Origin of the sequence: Streptomyces sp. NPDC088762, from assembly GCF_044750905.1 — a bacterium.
Lineage (GTDB): Bacteria > Actinomycetota > Actinomycetes > Streptomycetales > Streptomycetaceae > Streptomyces.
The window spans coordinates 109,916-129,951 of the sequence record NZ_JBIVKT010000021.1 but is presented as its reverse complement, the minus strand read 5'-3'; the positions used below and the strand labels follow the sequence as shown (position 1 = coordinate 129,951).

The window sequence follows — 20,036 nt, the reverse complement described above, 5'->3', positions numbered from 1 at the left end:
CCGTGCTGACCGCCGTCGACCACGTCCAACTGGCCGCGCCCCCCGGGTCGGAGGACCGGCTCCGCGCCTACTACACCGGCGTCCTGGGCATGACCGAGATCGCCAAACCCGGGGTCCTCGCCGCCCGCGGAGGCTGCTGGTTCGCCGCCGGCCCGGTGCAGCTGCACCTCGGCGTCGAGGAGGGGTTCCGGCCCGCTCGCAAGGCCCACCCCGGACTACGGGTGACCGGCATCCAGGCGTACGCGCGCAGACTGGAGGAACGCGGGGCCGAGGTCGTCTGGGACGACGCCCTGCCGGGCCACCGCCGCTTCTACTCGCAGGACCCGGTGGGCAACCGGCTGGAATTCCTGGAACCCGACGGCACCCGGCCGTAGCGCGGAGCGCGGAGCCCGCAGCGCGCGGCCGCAGCGGCCGGCCCGGGCACCCCCCGCACGGCGCGACGGCGCCCCGCCACCGGACCTCCGGTGACGGGGCGCCGTCGCGTCCTGTACCCGCACCCCCGCGTCAGGGGTTCAGCTCTTGCGGCGCCCCACCAGCTGCGGCTTCGACTCCAGCCCGTCCAGCCCGTGCCAGGCCAGGTTCACCAGGTGCGCGGCGACCTCCGCCTTCTTGGGCTTGCGCACGTCCAGCCACCACTGCCCGGTCAGCGCCACCATCCCGACCAGCGCCTGCGCGTAGAGCGGCGCCAGCTTCGGGTCAAAGCCCCGCGCCTTGAACTCCAGACCCAGGATGTCCTCGACCTGCGTGGCGATGTCGCTGATCAGCGAGGCGAACGTGCCCGTCGACTGAGCCACCGGGGAATCCCGTACGAGGATCCGGAAACCGTCCGTGTACGACTCGATGTAGTCCAGCAGCGCGAACGCCGCCTGTTCCAGCAGCTCCCGCGGATGCCCGGCCGTCAGCGCGCCCGTCACCCCGTCCAGCAGCTGGCGCATCTCCCGGTCCACGACGACCGCGTACAGGCCCTCCTTGCCGCCGAAGTGCTCGTACACCACCGGCTTGGACACCCCGGCCTTCGCCGCGATCTCCTCCACCGACGTGCCCTCGAAGCCCTTCTCCGCGAAGAGGGTCCGGCCGATGTCCAGCAGTTGCTGGCGCCGTTCCGCGCCCGTCATCCTCACCCGGCGGCCGCGCCTGGATTTGTCACTGCTGGAATTACCGCCGTCGATCGCCACGCCCCCCATCATCTCAGTCTCCTCGCGTGGAAGCCTCGCCTGTGACTGCTCGTGTGAGGCTCTGGCCTGTGCTGGCGTTCGTATTCCGGCCGCGCCCGGCGTCCGGGGCGTGGGGGCTTCTGCTCTTGCCGGAGGGGCAGAGGTCAAGCCGGGGTCGGCTCGTCTTCCCGGCGCCTGGCGTCGATGCGGGACGCCGACGGCCAGCGCACGTCCGTGGCCCAGCCCAGCTGCTCGAACCAGCGGATCAGCCGGGCGCTGGAGTCCACCTGGCCGCGCAGCACCCCGTGCCGGGCCGAGGTCGGATCGGCGTGGTGCAGGTTGTGCCACGACTCGCCGCAGGACAGCACCGCCAGCCACCACACGTTGCCCGAGCGGTCCCGTGACTTGAACGGCCGCTTGCCCACCGCGTGACAGATCGAGTTGATCGACCACGTCACGTGGTGCAGCAGCGCGACGCGCACCAGCGAGCCCCAGAAGAACGCCGTGAACGCGCCCCACCAGGACATCGTCACCAGCCCGCCCACCAGCGGCGGGATCGCCAGGGAGAGCACCGTCCAGTAGACGAAGTCGCGCGAGATGCGGCGGATCGCCGGATCCTTGATCAGGTCGGGGGCGTACTTCTGCTGATCGGTCTGCTCCTCGTCGAAGAGCCAGCCGATGTGCGCCCACCACAGGCCCTTCAACAGCGCCGGCAGCGTCTCGCCGAACCGCCACGGCGAATGCGGGTCGCCCTCGTGGTCCGAGAACTTGTGGTGCTTGCGGTGGTCCGCCACCCAGCGCACCAGCGGCCCCTCCACCGCCATCGACCCCATCACGGCGAGGACGATCCGCAGCGGTCGCTTCGCCTTGAAGGAGCCGTGCGTGAAGTAGCGGTGGAAGCCGATGGTGATGCCGTGGCAGGCCAGGAAGTACATGAAGACCATCAGGCCGAGGTCCAGCCAGCTCACCCCCCAGCCCCAGGCCAGCGGGACGGCCGCCAGCAGCGCCAGGAAGGGAACGGTGATGAACAGCAGAAGGGCGATCTGCTCGATGGACCGCTTGTTCTCGCCGCCGAGCGTGGCCGACGGACTGGACGTACCGGAGGGCGCGGAGGTGCCCTCGATCAGATCGGGACTGGTGGTCATGGAAGTCCCCTGGGGGGTGAGAAGGGGGTTGGGAGTCGTGAGGTGCCGCTCTGATCACGGACCTACGGAACCGTAACCTACGGCATCGTAAGTATGGCAAAGCCGGAGCCCGCGGCAACAGGAGCGCGGCCGCGGCGGGCGCGCGGGCGCGCGGGCGGAGCGCACGAACTCCCGGGAAGCCCCGACCGGACCCGGACACGCCCCGGCACCGGACACGCCCCGGCCGAGACCCGGACACGCCCTGGCCGAGACCCGGACAGGCCCCGGCCGAGACCCGGACGAGCACCGCACGAGCCGCCTGATGAGACATTTGCCCAGGCACACGCCCCGGACACCTATCCTGGTGCCGTCGGACAGCGCGGTCCGCACGGGCAGCCCGGGCTGTGATCAGGCGCGGCACCGCCGCACACGGCCGGGGGAGCCCACAGCCCAGTAGCGCTCGAACACTGCAAGGAGCCGCACCTGTGAGCAGTGCTGACCAGGCCGCCCAGGCCCAGGCCACCCCCGTCACCCCCGCCGCCACGGCCAACGCAGAGCTGCGCGCGGACATCCGCCGCCTCGGCGACCTCCTGGGGGAGACCCTCGTACGCCAGGAGGGCCAGGACCTCCTCGACCTCGTCGAGCGCGTCCGCGCCCTCACCCGCACCGACGGCGAAGCCGCCGCCGCGCTGCTCGGCGACACCGACCTGGAGACCGCCGCCAAGCTGGTGCGCGCCTTCTCCACCTACTTCCACCTCGCCAACGTCACCGAACAGGTGCACCGCGGCAAGGAACTGCGCGCCCACCGCGCCGCCGAGGGCGGCCTCCTCGCCCGCACCGCCGACATGCTCAAGGACGCCGACCCCGAGCACCTGCGCGAAACGGTCAGGAACCTCAACGTCCGCCCCGTCTTCACCGCGCACCCCACCGAAGCGGCCCGCCGCAGCGTCCTCAACAAGCTGCGCCGCATCGCCGCCCTCCTGGAGGAGCCCGTCACCGGCGCCGGCGACCGCCGCCGCCACGACCTGCGGCTCGCCGAGAACATCGACCTCGTCTGGCAGACCGACGAACTGCGCGTCGTCCGCCCCGAGCCCGCCGACGAGGCGCGCAACGCCATCTACTACCTCGACGAGCTCCACGCCGGTGCCGTCGGCGACGTCCTGGAGGACCTCGCCGCGGAACTGCAGCGCGTCGGCGTCGAACTGCCCGCCGGCACCCGCCCCCTCACCTTCGGCACCTGGATCGGCGGCGACCGCGACGGCAACCCCAACGTCACCCCCGAGGTCACCCGGGACGTGCTGATCCTCCAGCACGAGCACGGCATCACCGACGCCCTCGAACTCATCGACTTCCTGCGCGGACTGCTGTCCAACTCCATCCGCTACACCGGCGCCACCGAGGAACTCCTGGCCTCCCTCCAGGCCGACCTCGAACGCCTCCCCGAGATCAGCCCGCGCTACAAGCGGCTGAACGCCGAGGAGCCGTACCGCCTCAAGGCCACCTGCATCCGGCAGAAGCTCCTCAACACCCGAGAGCGCCTCGCCAAGGGCACCCCCCACGAGGAAGGCCGCGACTACCTCGGCACCGCCGAGCTCCTCACCGACCTCACCCTCATCCAGACCTCCCTGCGCGAACACCGCGGCGCCCTCTTCGCCGACGGCCGCATGGACCGCACCATCCGCACGCTGGCCGCCTTCGGCCTCCAGCTCGCCACCATGGACGTACGCGAACACGCCGACGCCCACCACCACGCCCTCGGCCAGCTCTTCGACCGGCTCGGCGAGGAATCCTGGCGCTACGCCGACATGCCGCGCGACTACCGCGGCAAGCTCCTCGCCAAGGAGCTCCGCTCCCGCCGCCCCCTCGCCCCCACGCCGGCCCCCCTCGACGCCGCCGGGCACAAGACCCTCGGTGTCTTCCTCGCGATCAAGGACGCCTTCGAGAAGTTCGGCCCCGAGGTCATCGAGTCCTACATCATCTCGATGTGCCAGGGCGCCGACGACGTCTTCGCCGCCGCCGTCCTGGCCCGCGAGGCCGGCCTCATCGACCTGCACAGCGGCTGGGCCAAGATCGGCATCGTTCCGCTCCTGGAGACCACCGACGAGCTGCGCGCCGCCGACGTCATCCTCGACGAGATGCTCGCCGACCCCTCCTACCGGCGCCTGGTCTCCCTGCGCGGCGACGTGCAGGAGGTCATGCTCGGCTACTCCGACTCCTCCAAGTTCGGCGGCATCACCACCAGCCAGTGGGAGATCCACCGCGCCCAGCGACGGCTGCGCGACGTCGCCCACCGCTACGGCGTGCGCCTGCGCCTCTTCCACGGCCGCGGCGGCACCGTCGGCCGCGGCGGCGGCCCCTCCCACGACGCGATCCTCGCCCAGCCCTGGGGCACGCTCGAAGGCGAGATCAAGGTCACCGAACAGGGCGAGGTCATCTCCGACAAGTACCTCGTCCCCTCCCTCGCCCGCGAGAACCTCGAACTGACCGTCGCGGCCACCCTGCAGGCCTCCGCCCTGCACACCGCCCCGCGCCAGTCCCCGGACGCCCTCACCCGCTGGGACGCGGCCATGGAGACCGTCTCCGAGGCGGCGCACTCCGCCTACCGGGCCCTTGTCGAAGACCCCGACCTGCCGGCGTACTTCTTCGCCGCCACCCCCGTCGACCAGCTCGCCGACCTCCACCTCGGCTCCCGGCCCTCCCGCCGCCCCGACTCCGGCGCCGGCCTCGACGGCCTGCGCGCCATCCCGTGGGTCTTCGGCTGGACCCAGTCCCGCCAGATCGTCCCCGGCTGGTACGGCGTCGGCTCCGGCCTCAAGGCCCTGCGCGAAGCCGGCCAGGAGGACGTCCTCGCCGAAATGGGCGAGCGGTGGCACTTCTTCCGCAACTTCCTGTCCAACGTCGAGATGACGCTGGCCAAGACGGACCTGCGGATCGCCCGCCACTACGTCGACACCCTCGTACCCGAGAACCTCAAGCACGTCTTCACGCGCATCGAGGCCGAGCACGAGCTCACCGTCCGCGAGGTCCTGCGCATCACCGGCAACGAGGAGCTCCTGGGCTCCAACCCGGTCCTCCAGCAGACCTTCGCCGTCCGCGACGCCTACCTGGACCCGATCTCCTACCTGCAGGTCTCCCTCCTGGCCCGCCAGCGCGCCGCCGCAGCCCGCGGCGAGGAACCGGACCCGCTGCTCGCCCGCGCCCTGCTCCTCACGGTCAACGGCGTCGCCGCCGGCCTGCGCAACACCGGCTGACCGGCTGCCGGCCCCGGACACGGCGAAGCCCCCGCAACGCGCGACGTTGCGGGGGCTTTCCCGTGGACCCCGGCGGGAGGTGTACGAGACCGGCCGCTCAGGAGTTGTACGCCGACTGGGCGCGCTCCAAGCCCTCCTGGACCAGGCACTCCACCGCATCGGCGGCCCGGTCCACGAACCAGTCCAGCTCCTTGCGCTCCGTCGACGAGAAGTCCTTCAGCACGAAGTCCGCGACCTGCATCCGCCCCGGCGGCCGGCCGATCCCGCACCGCACCCGGTGGTAGTCCGCACCCATCGACTTGGTCATCGACTTCAGACCGTTGTGCCCGTTGTCCCCGCCACCCAGCTTCAGACGCAGCGTCGGGTAGTCGATGTCCAGCTCGTCGTGGACCGCGACGATCCGCTCCACCGGCACCTTGTAGAAGTCACGCAGCGCCGTCACCGGCCCACCCGACAGGTTCATGTACGTCATCGGCTTCGCCAGCACCACCCGGCGGTTGGCCGGCCCCGGCGGACCCATGCGGCCCTCGACCACCTGCGCCCGAGCCTTGTGGGCCTTGAACTTGCCGCCGATCCGCTCCGCCAGCAGATCGGCCACCATGAAACCGATGTTGTGGCGGTTCCCCGCGTACTCGGGGCCCGGGTTCCCGAGGCCGACGATCAGCCAGGGCGCCGCGTCGTCCGACATCAAAAGCTCCTTAGGTCCTCAGGGTCCTGAACGAAGACGACCGCCGTCCCGCTCCAGTGGAGCCGGACGGCGGTCGGTCAGCAACTGCTGACGGGAGAAGGCGAGGCTCAGGCCTCGGAGCCCTCGGCCTCGGCCTCGGCGGCCGGCTCCTCGGCCTGCGGGGCGACGATCTGCAGCACCGGGGTCTCGGCGTCGACGGCCAGCGTGGTGCCGGCCGGCAGGACCAGGTCGGAGGCGTGCACGGTCGCACCGGCCTCCAGGCCCTCGATGGAGACGGTGATCTCGGTCGGGATGTGGGTGGCCTCGGCCTCGACCGTGATGGTCGTCAGCAGGGTCTCCAGCAGGTTGCCACCGGCGGCCAGCTCGCCCTCGGTCACGACCGGAACCTCGACGGTGACCTTCTCGCCCTTCTGGACGATCAGGAAGTCAACGTGCGAGATCGAACGCTTCAGGGGGTGACGCTGAACGGCCTTCGGGATGACCAGCTCGGTGCCGCCGCCCGCGATGTCCAGACGGATCAGGACGTTCGGGGTGCGCAGCGCCAGCAGCAGGCCGTGGCCCTCGACGTTGACGTGCTTCGGGTCGTTGCCGTGACCGTAGATGACGGCGGGAACCAGCGCGTCGCGACGGGCCTGGCGGGCGGAGCCCTTGCCGAAGGTGTCACGGAGCTGGGCGGAAAGCTTGACCTCGGACATGCTCACTCCTCGTGGGGTGACGGAAATGGACGACAGTCACCCGGCCGGAACGGCCTGCTACGAAGAGCGCGTCGATAACGGAGCCCCGCACACAAAAGTGCGGCCTCCCTCGCCGAGCAACTTCAGGAGTCTACCCGGCGGGGAGGCCGCACTTCAAAAGGATCTTTTGTGGCCCTTGTTACTGCTGCTCTTCTGTTACTGCTGCTCTTCGAACAGGCTGGTGACCGAGCCGTCCTCGAAGACCTCGCGCACCGCACGCGCGATCATCGGAGCGATCGACAGCACCGTGATCTTGTCGAGCTCCAGGTCGGACGGGTCCGGCAGGGTGTTCGTGAACACGAACTCGCTGACCTTGGAGTTCTTCAGACGGTCCGCGGCCGGCCCCGACAGGATGCCGTGCGTGGCCGTCACGATGACGTCCTCCGCGCCGTGCGCGAACAGCGCGTCGGCCGCGGCGCAGATGGTGCCACCGGTGTCGATCATGTCGTCGACCAGGACGCAGACGCGGCCCTTGACCTCACCCACGACCTCGTGGACGGTCACCTGGTTGGCGACGTCCTTGTCGCGGCGCTTGTGCACGATCGCCAGCGGCGCGTCCAGACGGTCGCACCAGCGGTCCGCCACGCGCACGCGGCCGGCGTCCGGGGAGACGATCGTCAGCTTCGAACGGTCCACCTTCGTGCCCACGTAGTCCGCGAGGACGTTCAGGGCCGACAGGTGGTCCACCGGGCCGTCGAAGAAGCCCTGGATCTGGTCCGTGTGCAGGTCCACCGTCAGGATGCGGTCCGCGCCCGCCGTCTTCAGCAGATCGGCGACCAGGCGCGCCGAGATCGGCTCGCGGCCCTTGTGCTTCTTGTCCTGGCGGGCGTACCCGTAGGACGGGACGATCACGGTGATGGAACGTGCCGACGCGCGCTTCAGCGCGTCGATCATGATCAGCTGCTCCATGATCCACTTGTTGATCGGAGCCGTGTGGCTCTGGATCAGGAAGCAGTCCGCGCCACGAGCGGACTCCTGGAAGCGGACGTAGATCTCGCCGTTCGCGAAGTCGAAAGCCTTGGTCGGCACGAGGCCGACTCCCAGCTGGTGTGCGACCTCCTCGGCCAGCTCGGGGTGGGCGCGGCCGGAGAAGAGCATCAGCTTCTTCTCGCCGGTCGTCTTGATCCCGGTCACAGCACTGTCTCCTCAGACGTGTTGAAAGCTGCTCGCCCCCATGTGCGTCCGTCCCGCACACGGTGAGCCAGCCGAATTGCGTGCACCTATCACGGTACGCCGTCCCCGACGTACCCGTTTCCGGTCAGTTCACCTCAACGGCCGTCGGAGTCCACCTGGACCGCCGACTGGGCCGCCGTCGCCGACGCGCTTCCCGGGCGCTTGCGAGCCACCCAGCCCTCGATATTCCGCTGCTGGCCACGGGCCACGGCCAGCGCGCCCGGCGGAACGTCCTTCGTGATCACCGACCCGGCAGCCGTGTAGGCGCCGTCCCCGATGGTGACGGGAGCCACAAACATGTTGTCCGACCCCGTCTTACAGTGCGAGCCGACCGTGGTGTGGTGCTTGTGCTCACCGTCGTAGTTCACGAAGACGCTCGCCGCGCCGATGTTGGTGTACTCGCCGATCGTCGCGTCGCCCACGTACGACAGGTGCGGCACCTTCGTGCCCTCGCCGATCGTCGCGTTCTTCATCTCCACGTACGTGCCGGCCTTCGCCTTCACGCCGAGGTTCGTGCCCGGGCGCAGGTACGCGAACGGCCCCACGCTCGCCTGGGCACCCACGACCGCGCCGTCCGCCACCGTGTTGTCCACCCGGGCCCCCGCGCCCACCGTGGTGTCCTTCAGCCGCGTGTTCGGGCCGACCTCGGCGCCCTCCGCGATGTGCGTGGCGCCCAGGAGCTGCGTGCCCGGGTGGATCAGGGCGTCCTGCCCGAAGGTGACCGTCACGTCCACGAACGTACTGGCCGGGTCCACGACCGTCACGCCCGCGAGCATGGCCTGCTCCAGCAGACGCGCGTTGAGGAGCGCGCGGGCCTCCGCCAGCTGCACCCGGTTGTTGATCCCGAGGATCTGACGGTGATCGCTGCCGACCGAGGCGCCGACACGGTGCCCGGCCTCGCGCAGGATGCCGAGCACGTCCGTGAGGTACTCCTCGCCCTGGCTGTTGTCCGTACGGACCTTGCCCAGCGCATCGGCGAGCAGGGAGCCGTCGAAGGCGAAGACACCGGAGTTGATCTCCCGGATGGCGCGCTGGGCGTCCGTGGCGTCCTTGTGCTCCACGATCGCGGTCACGGCGCCCCCGGCGTCCCGGACGATGCGCCCGTAGCCGGTGGAGTCCGGCACCTCGGCGGTGAGCACGGTGACGGCGTTGCCGTCGGCCTCGTGCGTCCGCGCGAGCTGCGCCAGGGTCTCCCCCGTCAGCAGCGGGGTGTCACCGCAGACGACGATCACGGTCCCGTCGACCGGCCCGCCGAGCTCCTCGAGGGCCATCCGGACGGCGTGCCCGGTGCCGTTCTGCTCGTACTGGACGGCGGTGCGGACCCCGGCGTCGACGCCGGCCAGGTGCGCGGTGACCTGCTCCCGGGCGTGCCCGACGACCACGACGAGGTGGGCGGGGTCCAGCTCACGGGAGGCGGCGACGACGTGACCGACGAGCGAGCGCCCGCAGATCTCGTGCAGGACCTTGGGTGTGGCCGACTTCATGCGGGTGCCTTCACCCGCTGCGAGTACGACGACGGCTGCCGGGCGGTTGGCGCTCACGGGTGTGCCCTTCGGCTTCGGGGGTGGACCCGTGAAGGATACCGGGGCGCCACGAGCCGGAAACGAGGGCGGGTCCCGACCGTGGAGGTCGGGACCCGGACCGCGAAGCTCCCCCGCCAGGACTCGAACCCGGACATAAGGCACCAAAAGCCTCAGTGCTGCCAATTACACCACAGGGGAACATTACCGACTAAATCGGACATTGCTGTCCGGTGATCTAGTCGATGGCACCTACTATGCCGCACCAGACGCCCTCAATGCGACGGTACATATCGGAGCCCTCCGTGCCGGGGCCGCTGCGTACGCTGGTCGGCATGACCAGTACGGGGGATGTGGAAGGCCGCGCTGGGCCGCCCTTGGGGTGGGTGCGGCGGCGGGATGTCGTGGTGGACGTCGTGCTCGGCGGGGTGTCCGCCGCCGAGTGCGGCTGGGAGGGCGTGACCTTTGCCGCCGAGGCGGGGATTCCGGCCGTTCCCGGGGTGCTGTTCGGGATCGCGGTGGGGGCCGTGCTCGGGCTGCGGCGGCGGTGGCCGATCGCCGTGGTGCTGGTGGGGATCGCCGTGTCGCCGGCCGCGATGGGGTTCCTGCTCGGGGTGGTGGGGCTGTACTCGCTGGCCTCCTCCGAGGTGCCCCGGCGGATCATCGCCACGCTGGCTTCGATGTCGCTGGCCGCCACGTTCGTGGTGATGTACCTGCGGACCAGGGGTGACGTCGAGGCCGATCACACGCTGGTCGTGGTGCTGTCCGGGTTCGTGGCGGTGGCGCTGACCGTGCCGCCGGTGCTGTTCGGTCTGTACATCGGGGCGCGGCGGCGGCTGATGGAGAGCCTTCAGGAGCGGGCGGATTCGCTGGAGCGGGAGTTGTCGCTGCTCGCGGACCGGGCCGAGGAGCGGGCGGAGTGGGCCCGTACGGAGGAGCGGACGCGGATCGCGCGCGAGATGCACGACGTGGTGGCGCACCGGGTGTCGTTGATGGTGGTGCACGCGGCGGCGCTGGAGGCGGTGGCGGCGAAGGACCCGGCGCGGGCGGCGAAGAACGCGGCGCTGGTGGGGGACATGGGCCGGCAGGCGCTGACCGAGTTGCGGGAGATGTTGGGGGTGCTGCGGGCGGCGGAGAAGCCGGTGCGGTCGGCCGCCGTGCCGGTGGCGGCGGCCGGGGTCGTGGGGGTGTTGGAGGACGGGCCGTCGCTCGGTGAGCTGGAGGCGCTGGTCGGGCAGTCCCGGGCGGCGGGGATGGCCGTGGAGATGGTGGTGCAGGGCGAGGGGGCGGCGTACGCGGCGGAGGTGGAGCAGACGGCGTACCGGGTGGTTCAGGAGGCGCTGACGAACTGCCACAAGCACGCGCCGGGTGCGCGGGTGACCGTACGGCTGGCGCACCGGGAGGGGGAGGTGGCGATGCAGGTGGAGAACGGGCCGTGTGACGGGTCATCCGCCGAGCCGGGGCTGCCGAGCGGGGGCAACGGGCTGGTGGGGATGCGGGAGCGGGTGCTCGGGCTGGGCGGGGTGTTCGTGTCGGGGCCGACCGAGGGGGGCGGATTCAAGGTGTCGGCCGTCCTGCCTTTGCGCTAGCGCTGGCTTGGGCGGGGCGCGGTGTGCCGGGTTCGGTGTGCGGGGTTCGGTGCGGCGCCGTTGCCGGGGCTCCGCCCCGGACCCCGCGCCTCAAACGCCGGCGGGGCTGGGTGGGGCCGCCTCGCGGGGCTGGGTGGGCCGCCTCGCGGGGCTGGGTGGGGCCGCCTCGCGGGGCTGGGTGGGGCCGCCTCGTGGGGCTGGATGGTGTCAGGCCGTCGTGAGGCGGGTGGGCTGGAGGCCGGTCAGGAGGAGGGTGAGGGCTTCGTCGAGGCTCGCGCCGAGGTACCAGTCGCCGGTGTGGTCGATGCCGTAGACGCGGCCTTCGCGGTCGAGGGCGAGGTGGGATCCGCCGTCGGCTTCGATGCCGAGGGGGCTGAGCTGGGTGGACAGGGCGCGCCCCAGGTCGGCGAAGGTGCGGGCGAGGTGGAGTCCGGTGAGCGGGTCGAGCCGGATCGTGGTGGGCGCTATCTGCCGGCCGGGGCCGGGGGCGCTGATCGTGAGGCCGCCGAATTCGGCCCAGGCTTCGACGGCGGCGGGGAAGACGGTGTGCCGGTGTCCGGCGGGGGTGGTGTGGTCGCGCAGGGCGTCGGCCCAGTATTCGGCTTGCTTGATGTCCCAGCGGCCCGGTTCCCAGCCGGCGGTGCGCAGGGCGGAGTCGACGGCGACGGGGAAGCGGGTGGCCGAGGAGCGGTCGTAGGACGCGGAGGCGGCTGAGGCTGAGGTGGTCATGGCTACTCGGCGGGGGTGAGGTCGACGGGGCGTACGCCGAAGTGGGCGAGGAGTGCGTCGCACGAGCGGCAGGGTGGTGCGTAGCTGCCGTGGAGGGGGTCGCCGTCTTCGCGGATGTGGCGGGCGGTGATCTTCGCGTGCTTGAGGGAGCGGCGGGCTTCGCTCGCGGAGAGGGGTTTGCGTGAGGCGCGCCGGGAGCGGGCGCCCTCGACGGCGGCGAGGTGGCGGGAGAGCAGGATCGCCTCCGGACAGCGGCCGGTGAAACGTTCGCGCTGGCCGCTGGTGAGCGTGTCGAGGAAGTCCTGTACGAGGGGGTGGAGCACGGGCGGCTGGTCGGCTTTGCCCGCGGTGCCGGTGAGGGTGTCGCCGCGTACGGAGAGGGCGGCGGCGACGGTGGGCAGGATGCCGTCGCGGCGGAAGCGCAGGACGGGGACGGCGGGCCGTCCGTCGGTGCTGCTCCAGCGCAGGCGTGGGTCGCCGGCGGGGCCGCCGGCTTCGGCGGCCGGGGCCGTGGCCGAGGTGATGGCCAAGGCGGTGGCCCGGCCGGTGGTGTCAGCCGGTTCTGTGCGTGTTGCCGTGTTCTGCATGGTCGCGTTTCCCTCCCGTGGCCGCGGTGGTCGCCGCTGTGCGCACGCCCCCGTGCTGCGGGGACAGCCTGCCAAATGTCACCTGTCGTGTGGAAGCGGGGTCGAATATTCGTATCAATTCGGATGTTCCCGGCCATGGGTGGGGTGCGCCGGTCGCGCGCGGGTGAGCCCCTTGCCCGAGCACATAGGCTGTGGTGAACCAGCCAGATCCAGCAGGGGGCTACCGCCATGACGACAGGTCGGCTCGGGCAGCAGGCCGCGCCACCCAACGCCGCTTACTCGGGGCAGGTCGTGCATTTCCCGGACCCGGTCCGGGCCGCTCGGCATCCCCACGGTGTGCGGATGGACGGCAACGGGCATCCGGACTTCTCCGCGTACGCGCGCGCGGCGGTGGAGATCGCCGATCCGCCCGAGGGCTTCGGCGTCGACGAGCTGCGCCTGACGGACTACGTGTCCGCGAACGCCGCGATGCAGGCGGCGGGGCACGAGCTGTGGGACACGGTCGGCCCGGTGGCGACCCCGCACGGCTGGACCTGGCACCACGTGTCGGGGACCCGGCGCATGGAGCTGGTCCCGGTCGAGGTGAAGGCGCTGCTGCGGCACCATGCCGGGCTGGCGACGGCTCCGGTGGACCACGAGAAGCGCGGGACGCGGCCGTTGCAGGAGGTGCGCCCGGTGCACCTGGGACTGCCGAAGACGGTGGTGTCGGTGTCCGAGGAGCTGGTGCAGGGCGTCGAGGAGGACCTCGGCTACCGGCTGCCGGAGGCGTACCGCTCGTTCCTGAAGGCCGCGGGCGGCTGTGCGCCGGTGGGTGCGGGGCTCGACGTGGAGCTGGGGCTGCTGGTGGACCAGCCGTTCTTCACGGTGCGTGAGGAGGCGGCGGTCAACGACCTGCTGTACGTCAACAAGTGTCTGCGGGACCACCTGACGAAGGACTACCTGTGCGTGGCCTTCGTGCAGGGCGGGTTGCTCGCGCTGAAGGTGAAGGGCGAGGGCATCGGCTCGGTGTGGTTCTCTCCGTACGACGACGCGCGCGACCGGGACGGTTGGTCCGTCCAGGAGCGCGTGGAGCGGCTGTTGCTGCCGTGCGGCGGTGATTTCGATGCCTTTCTGGAGCGGCTGGCGGGTAATCCGCCGGAGCTGGAGTCGGTGGCCGGTCTGATGGTGGACGGCGGATTCGCACGTTCGGTTCCGGTCCTGGTGGAGGGTTGATCGCGCCGTGGTGACGTTTGCGCAGGCGCAGGAGCGCGCCGAGGAGTGGATCAACGGGGACGTGCCCGCGTACCAGCACCGGGAGGTGCGGGTACGGGAGTTCGGGCTCGGGTTCGTGGTGTGGGCGGAGGACCGGGCGGCCGGCCCCGTCTCGGGCGGCGGCCGGCAGCGGCTGGTCATCGCGCGGGACAGCGGTGAGGTGACGCTGTGGCCGGGGCTGCCGGTGGGTGAGGTGATCCGCCGGTACGAGGAGGAGTACGGGGCCGCGGCTGCGGCCGCCGCTTCGGAGGCTTCGGTTCCGCCGCCGCGGATCGACTCGGAGCAGACCTCGTTCATGCTGAGCCCGCCGGAGTGGCTGCAGGAGGCCGCGGACCGGGCGGGGATCCCGGCGGCGGCTGCCGCTCCTGTCGCCGCTGCCGGCCCCGAGCCGGTGGCTCCTTCCGTGCCGGAGCCCGTTGCCGCGGCCGCCGAGCCGGGTGGTGCCGGGTCGCCGGAGCCGGTGGACGCGGTGCCGCTGCGGCGCGAGGTCCCGTACGAGCCGACGGCCAACGACGGGGTGCCGGTCGGGGCCACGCCGTGGGCCGGGACGGATGTGAACCCCGGTGCGGACGACGCGTCCGTACCGCTGCCCGCGACGGTGTTCGCGCCGCCGCTGTCGGGGTCGGACCTGGAGGACGCGCCGTCGTCCGGGGTGGCGCCGGAGGCGAAGACCACGCTGATGGAGGGCGGCAGCCGGCTGCCGAAGACGGCCGTCACGCCGGCGCTGGAACCGGACGCGGGTGACATCGCCGACGCGCCGACCAGCAAGGCCCAGATCTCCCGGCCGACGGGTCCCGGAGCGGGCCGGCCGGCCGCGTCCACGCCCGCGCCGCCGGGTCCGCCCGGTGCGCCCGGGGCTCCTGGTGTGCCCGGCACTCCCGGGGCTCCCGGCACTCCCGGGGCTCCTGGTGCGCCCGGGGCTCCTGGTGTCCCCGGGGCTCCGGGTGGCGGGCTGGCCCATGCCGCCACGATGCTGGCCGGTCCGGCGGTCGTCGGCGGGCCGCCCACGCCTCCCGGCCCGCCGGGCGCCCCGGGTGCTCCCGGCGCTCCCGGTGCTCCGGGTGCTCCCGGTGCGGGGCAGCCGCCGGCGCCTCCCGGTCCGCCGGGGGCTCCCGGTGGCGGGGCGCACCACGCCGCCACGATGCTCGCGGGTCCGGGTGTGCCGCTGCCGCCCGGTCCGCCGGGTGCGCCCGGCGCTCCCGGCGCCCCCGCCGCTCCGGGTGCTCCCGGGGCTCCGGGTGGCGGGCTGGCCCATGCCGCCACGATGCTGGCCGGTCCGGCGGTCACCGGCGGCGCGCCCACGCCTCCCGGGCCGCCCGGCCCGCCCGTTGCTCCGGGTGCGGGGCAGCCGCCGGCGCCTCCCGGTCCGCCTGGGGCTCCCGGTGGCGGGGCGCACCACGCCGCCACGATGCTCGCGGGTCCCGGTGTGCCGCAGCCGCCCGGTCCGCCGGGTGCGCCCGGCGCTCCCGGCGCCCCCGGTGCGGGGCTCGACCACGCCGCGACCATGCTGGCCGGTCCGGCCGTCGTCGGCGGGCCGCCCGCCCCGCCCGGCCCGCCGCCGGGTGGACCGGTCGTGCAGCAGCCGCCGGCGCCCACCGGCGTGCCCACCGTCGGCCCCGGCTACCAGGCAGTGCTGCGCTACCGCGCGCCCGACGGTTCCGAGCAGCAGCTGATCCGCCGCTCGGCGCCGGGTACCCCGCACCCCGAGTGGCAGATCCTGCACGAGCTGCGCGCCATGAACGTGCCGCCGCAGCAGGTGCTGGAGCTGCACACCGAGCTGGAGTCCTGTGAGCTGCCCGGCGGTTACTGCGCCCGGATGATCCGGGAGACCTGGCCGCAGGTGCGGATCACGAGCGTGGCCCCGTACGGCAAGGACCACGCCGGCCGTCAGCAGGGCATGCGTCACCTGCTCACCCATCAGGGCGAGTTGCACCAGGTGGCGGACGGCCCGGCGCGCCCGGCGCCGGTACGGGCGCCGCTGCCGCAGGTGCCGTTGCAGCCCGCGATCCCGCTGGACGCGATCGCGTCGGAGCTGGCGGGGGCCTTCGGCCCGCAGGGCGTGTTCCGCTACGACCAGCGGGCCGTGTCCCGCCAGGGTGTGCCGGAGATCGTGGCGCAGACGCTGGTGTGGTCGGGGCTGCCGGTCGATTTCGGGCCGTTCTTCTGGGCGCAGGCGGTGCCGGGCCAGCCGGTGCCGACCCTGGCCGAGCTGGCCGCGCAGCGGCAGGTGCAGCCGGCGTCGGACGCGGGTTCGTACCTGGTGGTGGGCAGCGACTTCGGCAAGGCGCTCTGCGTGCAGTACGGCACCGCGCACATCGTGGCGGTGCCGGTCGAGGGCGGTCCGGGCGGCGCTCCGGTGCCGCCGCAGTTCGTGAACTCGAGCCTGCCGCAGTTCGTACGGTCCCTCGCGATGCTGGGTCACATGTGGCGGCTGCGCCAGCATCTGACGCCGGAGCAGGCGGGCCGCTGGACCGTCGATTTCCAGGCGAATCTGGCGGGGCTCGACAGTGCGGCGCTGGCTTCGCCGGAGAGCTGGTGGTCGGTGCTGCTGGAGCAGATGTGGGACGGACTGCTCTGATCGGATGATCGGTCGGATGGCCGGGCCCGGACCCCCGAACGGGGTCTCGGCCCGGCCATTCCGGCTTCTGGGAGCAAATGACGCATCCTTGACAGGAATCCCCGCGAGAGAGGCGCTTCCAGGATGAGTGCACCCATTGCGACTGTGCGCGGTCGTGGCTACCGCATCGAAGAGGTCGACCGGTATCTCGCCCGGCTCTCCGGCAGTCGTGACGAGGCCTGGGAGCGAGTGGCACGGCTGACCGTCCTGGCCCGGCGGATGGAGGAGGACGCGGTCCGGTTGCGCGAGGCGGTGGCGGCGCTGGCCCCGCAGACGTACGAGGACCTGAGCGAGCGCGCCCGCCGGATCCTGCTGCTGGCGCAGGAGGAGGCGCAGTGCGTACGGGAGGACGCGCGGGCGGACGCGTCGGCGACGCTGGGCGCGGCGGAGGCGCACGCGGACCGGGTGGCGGAGCTGGCGCGGCAGGACGCGGAGGCGGTGCGCGAGCAGACGGAGGTCCGGGCCCGGCAGGGGCTGCTGCGGGCGCAGCGGGAGGCGGACGACGTGCGGGCGCAGGCGCGGGAGGACGCGCAGGCCTGGCGGGCGGAGGGCGCGGCCGCGTTGGCGGAGATGCGGCGGCGGTCGGAGGCGCTGCTGGCGGAGCGCGAGCAGGAGCGGGCGGAGCGGTGGGAGGCGTCGGAACGGGAGCTGGCGGGGCGGGAGTCGGAGCTGGAGGCGCGGCACGCGGAGCTGGAGCGGGACGCGGAGTCCCGGCTGGCGGAGGCGCGGCGGGCGTTCGCGGAGGCGGAGGAGTCGGCGCGGCACGGCCAGGAGGACGCCGACGCGGCGGCCGCGGAGCTGCTGGCGGAGGCGCGGGTGCGGGAGGAGCGGGTGGGGCGGGAGACGGAGCGTCTCCTGCGGGAGCACGCGGAGGCGCAGGAGGAGATGCGGGCCCACATGAACCACATCCGCTCCAGCCTGGCCGCCTTGACGGGGCGCACCCCGGCCTGACCGTTCCCTGGCCGGGGCCCGCGTCCGGGCGGCGGCCCTAACCGACCGGGCGCTGCCGCTCGCTGGGGTACGGCCGGTGCCGGGGCCGGGGGCTCGTAGCGGAACGGGTCGCTGCGCAGGCCGCGGGAGGTGACCACCACCGTGAACGGGGGGCGGACGGTCTCCGGGAGGGGGGCCGTCAGGGTGTCGGCAGCCGGGTCCGGGGTGGTGGGCAGGGGGGTACCGTCGACGCTCACGCGGGGCTCGGTGAAGCCGCCGCCCTCGACCGTGAGGTGTCCCTCGGACAGGCTGACCCGGGTGATCACCGGGTTCGCCCGGGTGGCGAGCTTGTTCAGGAGGTAGGCGCCTGCCGGAGCCCCCGTCAGGGCCCAGATCTCGGACGGGAGCCGGGGGAGCCCCTCGCCCACGTCCGAGAGGAAGAACAGCGCCACGTACAGCATCGTGACCGCGTTCAGGGTGACGTACTGGAGGTCGACCAGGTCGGTGCGCCCGCCGTCGTTCGCGATCAGCTCCCGCAGCGGCCGCCGCCCCGAGGCCGTCGGCTGCGGGGCCGGCTTGGCCAGGGTGCCGTGCTCGAGCCGCGTGCCGACGACCGTCTTCGCCCCGATGAGGGCCGCGTACGGGCCTCCGAGCAGCGGCAGGTACACCGTCGTCAGCGGGGACAGCGGACCGTCGGAGCCGGCGAACCAGGTGACGCCGCCGCCCGCGGTGAGCCCGTAGACGAGGATCGTGAGCAGCAGCCAGACCAGCATCACGGTCCAGGCCAGGGCCAGCGCCGTCGAGGTGGACAGCCGGCCGTCACGTCCGGTGACGAACGCAGGGTTGCGGCGCAGCCGCAGCCCGAGCGGCACGGCCAGGGCCGCCAGTAACGCCAGTGCGAAGAGTGCGGAAGCCATGTCGTGCCGTCCCCCCGGAAATGGTCCTGGCCAGACACTTACCCATGGGCGCTGGGCATGACAAGTCCGGACGGGGTGCAGGCCGTTGCTTCCGGCCGCCTACTGCTCGCGCTGCTCCGGCAGGACCGGGAACTTCCGCGGCGCCACCAGCAGCAGCACCAGCAGCGAGGCCACGGCCGCGCCCGTCGCGCCGAGGAAGATGTGGTCCACGGCGGCGGCCACGGCCTCGCGCAGGTAGTCGGCGGCGGCCTGGGGGAGGAGCCCGGGCTGGTCGAGGGCCTTCGATACGTCGTCCAGGTTGTCCGGGAGTCCCGGCATGGGGGCGTCCACCAGGCGGGCGGCGATGGTGGCGTTGGCGACGGCCCCGAGCAGCGCCGCGCCCACGCTCTGGCCGACCTGGCGGGAGAACAGCACCGAGGCCGTCGCCGTTCCGCGTTCGGCCCAGCCCACGGTGGACTGGACCCCGACCACGAGCGGGAGCTGGAAGAGGCCGAGGGCTCCGCCCAGCAGCAGCATGATCAGCGCGGGCTGCCAGGGCCGGGCGGGGTGGGGGAGCAGGGTGAAGGAGTAGAGGATCACCGCGGCGAGGGCGATCCCGACGGCCGCGGTGTTGCGGAAGCCGATGCGCCGGTAGACGTGCTGGCTGAAGGCGGCGGTGATGGGCCAGCTCAGGGTCATCACGGACATGACCAGCCCGGCGCTGATCGGCCCGAGGCGCAGCACGGACTGGGCGTACGTGGGCATGAACACCATCGGGGCGACCATCAGCAGGCCGAGCGCGCCCATGGCGAGGTTGACGGCGGCGATGGTGCGCCGGCGCCAGACCCAGCCGGGCAGGATCGGTTCTTCGGCGCGCCGCTCGATCCGGACCACCACCGCGGCCAGGACCGCGCTCGCGCCCAGCAGCCCCAGCGAGGGCGCGGACAGCCAGGGCCAGGCGACCCCACCCTGCACGAGCGCGAAGAGCAGCAGTCCGCCGCAGGTGAAGACGCCCAGGGCCCCCGCCCAGTCGACCGGGCCCCGGCGCCCGGGGGACCGTACGGGCTCGGTCAGGTGACGGGTGATCATCCACAGGGCGAGGGCGGCCAGGGGAAGGTTGATCAGGAAGATCCAGCGCCAGTGCGCGTACGAGGCGAGCAGCCCGCCGAGGGCCGGGCCGGCCACGGCGGAGGTGGCCCAGACGGTGGACATCCGGGCCTGGATCCTGGGCCGGTCCTTGAGCGGGTAGAGGTCGCCGGCGAGGGTCTGGACCGTGCCCTGGAGGGCGCCGCCGCCCAGGCCCTGGACGATCCGGAAGGCGATGAGGGCGGCCATGTTCCAGGCGAGGGCGCAGAGCAGCGAGCCGACGAGGAAGAGGCCGATGCCGAAGAGCAGGACGGGCTTGCGGCCGAAGGTGTCGGACAGCTTGCCGTAGACGGGGAGGGTGACGGTGACGGCGAGGAGGTAGCCGGAGAAGAGCCAGGAGAAGACGGAGAAGCCGCCGAGGTCGCCGACGATCTGGGGGACGGCGGTGGAGACGATGGTGCTGTCGAGGGCGACGAGCCCCATGCCGAGCATCAGCGAGGCGACGACGGGCGCGGACGGCCGCCCGCGCCCGGCCCCCGCGGCGCCCTGCGCGTCCGGTGCCGTGCCGTCCGCTTCCCCCGGCGCGGTGCGTTTGGCCGAAACAGGTCCCTGCGGCGGGCCTTGTGGGCGCCGCGCCGGTATGTGGTCCGGGCTTCCGGCCGTGCTCTCCCCTGAGCCCACGAAGATTCCTTCCCCCTGCACGCACT

General features: G+C 72.7%; 15 protein-coding genes and 1 tRNA gene. 5 read left to right on the top strand and 11 right to left on the bottom strand.

Annotated features, from left to right (window positions below; all coding sequences use genetic code 11):
• Window positions 1-2: 2 nt before the first annotated feature.
• The gene (locus ACIP5M_RS32910) at window positions 3-374 is read left to right on the top strand and encodes a VOC family protein (protein WP_401203778.1); all 372 of its coding nucleotides are present in this window, start codon (window positions 3-5) and stop codon (window positions 372-374) included.
• A gap of 138 nt (window positions 375-512) precedes the next feature.
• Here ACIP5M_RS32910 and ACIP5M_RS32905 read toward each other — a convergent pair whose 3' ends face one another.
• Both ACIP5M_RS32905 and ACIP5M_RS32900 read right to left on the bottom strand, forming a co-directional pair.
• A complete protein-coding gene (locus ACIP5M_RS32905) occupies window positions 513-1,184 on the bottom strand; it encodes a TetR family transcriptional regulator (protein WP_401203847.1) in 672 nt (223 codons plus the stop codon).
• A gap of 134 nt (window positions 1,185-1,318) precedes the next feature.
• Window positions 1,319-2,299 (bottom strand): acyl-CoA desaturase, encoded by a 981-nt coding sequence (locus ACIP5M_RS32900; protein WP_401203775.1) that lies wholly within the window; start codon window positions 2,297-2,299, stop codon window positions 1,319-1,321.
• A gap of 464 nt (window positions 2,300-2,763) precedes the next feature.
• Between ACIP5M_RS32900 and ppc the strand changes: the two genes are divergently transcribed.
• Window positions 2,764-5,529: a phosphoenolpyruvate carboxylase gene (ppc, locus tag ACIP5M_RS32895; protein ID WP_401203772.1), complete on the top strand. Its 2,766-nt coding sequence runs from the start codon at window positions 2,764-2,766 to the stop codon at window positions 5,527-5,529.
• A gap of 97 nt (window positions 5,530-5,626) precedes the next feature.
• On the opposite strand, the gene pth is transcribed toward ppc, so the two are convergent.
• From pth to ACIP5M_RS32870, 5 genes are all read right to left on the bottom strand, one after another.
• Window positions 5,627-6,217, bottom strand: a complete 591-nt coding sequence (gene pth, locus ACIP5M_RS32890; RefSeq protein ID WP_401203770.1) for an aminoacyl-tRNA hydrolase — start codon at window positions 6,215-6,217, stop codon at window positions 5,627-5,629.
• Between the two features lie 107 nt (window positions 6,218-6,324).
• Complete coding sequence (locus ACIP5M_RS32885) at window positions 6,325-6,912, bottom strand: 50S ribosomal protein L25/general stress protein Ctc (RefSeq protein WP_401203768.1); 588 nt, start codon at window positions 6,910-6,912, stop codon at window positions 6,325-6,327.
• A 195-nt stretch (window positions 6,913-7,107) separates the two neighbouring features.
• On the bottom strand, window positions 7,108-8,085 hold the full coding sequence (locus tag ACIP5M_RS32880; RefSeq protein ID WP_401203765.1) for a ribose-phosphate diphosphokinase: 978 nt from the start codon (window positions 8,083-8,085) through the stop codon (window positions 7,108-7,110).
• Window positions 8,086-8,219: 134 nt separating this feature from the next.
• Window positions 8,220-9,665 (bottom strand): bifunctional UDP-N-acetylglucosamine diphosphorylase/glucosamine-1-phosphate N-acetyltransferase GlmU, encoded by a 1,446-nt coding sequence (glmU, locus tag ACIP5M_RS32875; protein ID WP_401203762.1) that lies wholly within the window; start codon window positions 9,663-9,665, stop codon window positions 8,220-8,222.
• 108 nt (window positions 9,666-9,773) lie between these two features.
• Window positions 9,774-9,845 (bottom strand) — tRNA-Gln (locus ACIP5M_RS32870).
• Window positions 9,846-9,979: 134 nt separating this feature from the next.
• On the opposite strand from ACIP5M_RS32870, the gene ACIP5M_RS32865 reads away from it, so the two are divergent.
• The gene (locus ACIP5M_RS32865) at window positions 9,980-11,233 is read left to right on the top strand and encodes a sensor histidine kinase (protein ID WP_401203759.1); all 1,254 of its coding nucleotides are present in this window, start codon (window positions 9,980-9,982) and stop codon (window positions 11,231-11,233) included.
• 207 nt (window positions 11,234-11,440) lie between these two features.
• On the opposite strand, the gene ACIP5M_RS32860 is transcribed toward ACIP5M_RS32865, so the two are convergent.
• On the bottom strand, window positions 11,441-11,962 hold the full coding sequence (locus ACIP5M_RS32860; RefSeq protein ID WP_401203756.1) for an SUKH-3 domain-containing protein: 522 nt from the start codon (window positions 11,960-11,962) through the stop codon (window positions 11,441-11,443).
• Window positions 11,963-11,964: 2 nt separating this feature from the next.
• Window positions 11,965-12,549, bottom strand: coding sequence for a YwqJ-related putative deaminase (locus ACIP5M_RS32855; protein WP_401203754.1), 585 nt, complete (start codon window positions 12,547-12,549; stop codon window positions 11,965-11,967).
• Between the two features lie 228 nt (window positions 12,550-12,777).
• Here ACIP5M_RS32855 and ACIP5M_RS32850 point away from each other — a divergent pair, with 228 nt between their 5' ends.
• Window positions 12,778-13,761, top strand: a complete 984-nt coding sequence (locus ACIP5M_RS32850) for an SMI1/KNR4 family protein (protein ID WP_401203751.1) — start codon at window positions 12,778-12,780, stop codon at window positions 13,759-13,761.
• 7 nt (window positions 13,762-13,768) lie between these two features.
• A complete protein-coding gene (locus ACIP5M_RS32845; RefSeq protein ID WP_401203748.1) occupies window positions 13,769-16,378 on the top strand; it encodes an SUKH-4 family immunity protein in 2,610 nt (869 codons plus the stop codon).
• Between the two features lie 158 nt (window positions 16,379-16,536).
• Here the strand turns inward: ACIP5M_RS32845 and ACIP5M_RS32840 are convergent, their stop codons facing one another.
• Both ACIP5M_RS32840 and ACIP5M_RS32835 read right to left on the bottom strand, forming a co-directional pair.
• A complete protein-coding gene (locus ACIP5M_RS32840; RefSeq protein WP_401203745.1) occupies window positions 16,537-18,264 on the bottom strand; it encodes a hypothetical protein in 1,728 nt (575 codons plus the stop codon).
• 99 nt (window positions 18,265-18,363) lie between these two features.
• Window positions 18,364-19,821 carry an MFS transporter gene (locus ACIP5M_RS32835; RefSeq protein WP_401203844.1) on the bottom strand — a complete coding sequence of 486 codons (1,458 nt, stop codon included), beginning with the start codon at window positions 19,819-19,821 and terminating at the stop codon, window positions 18,364-18,366.
• Window positions 19,822-20,036: the final 215 nt, after the last annotated feature.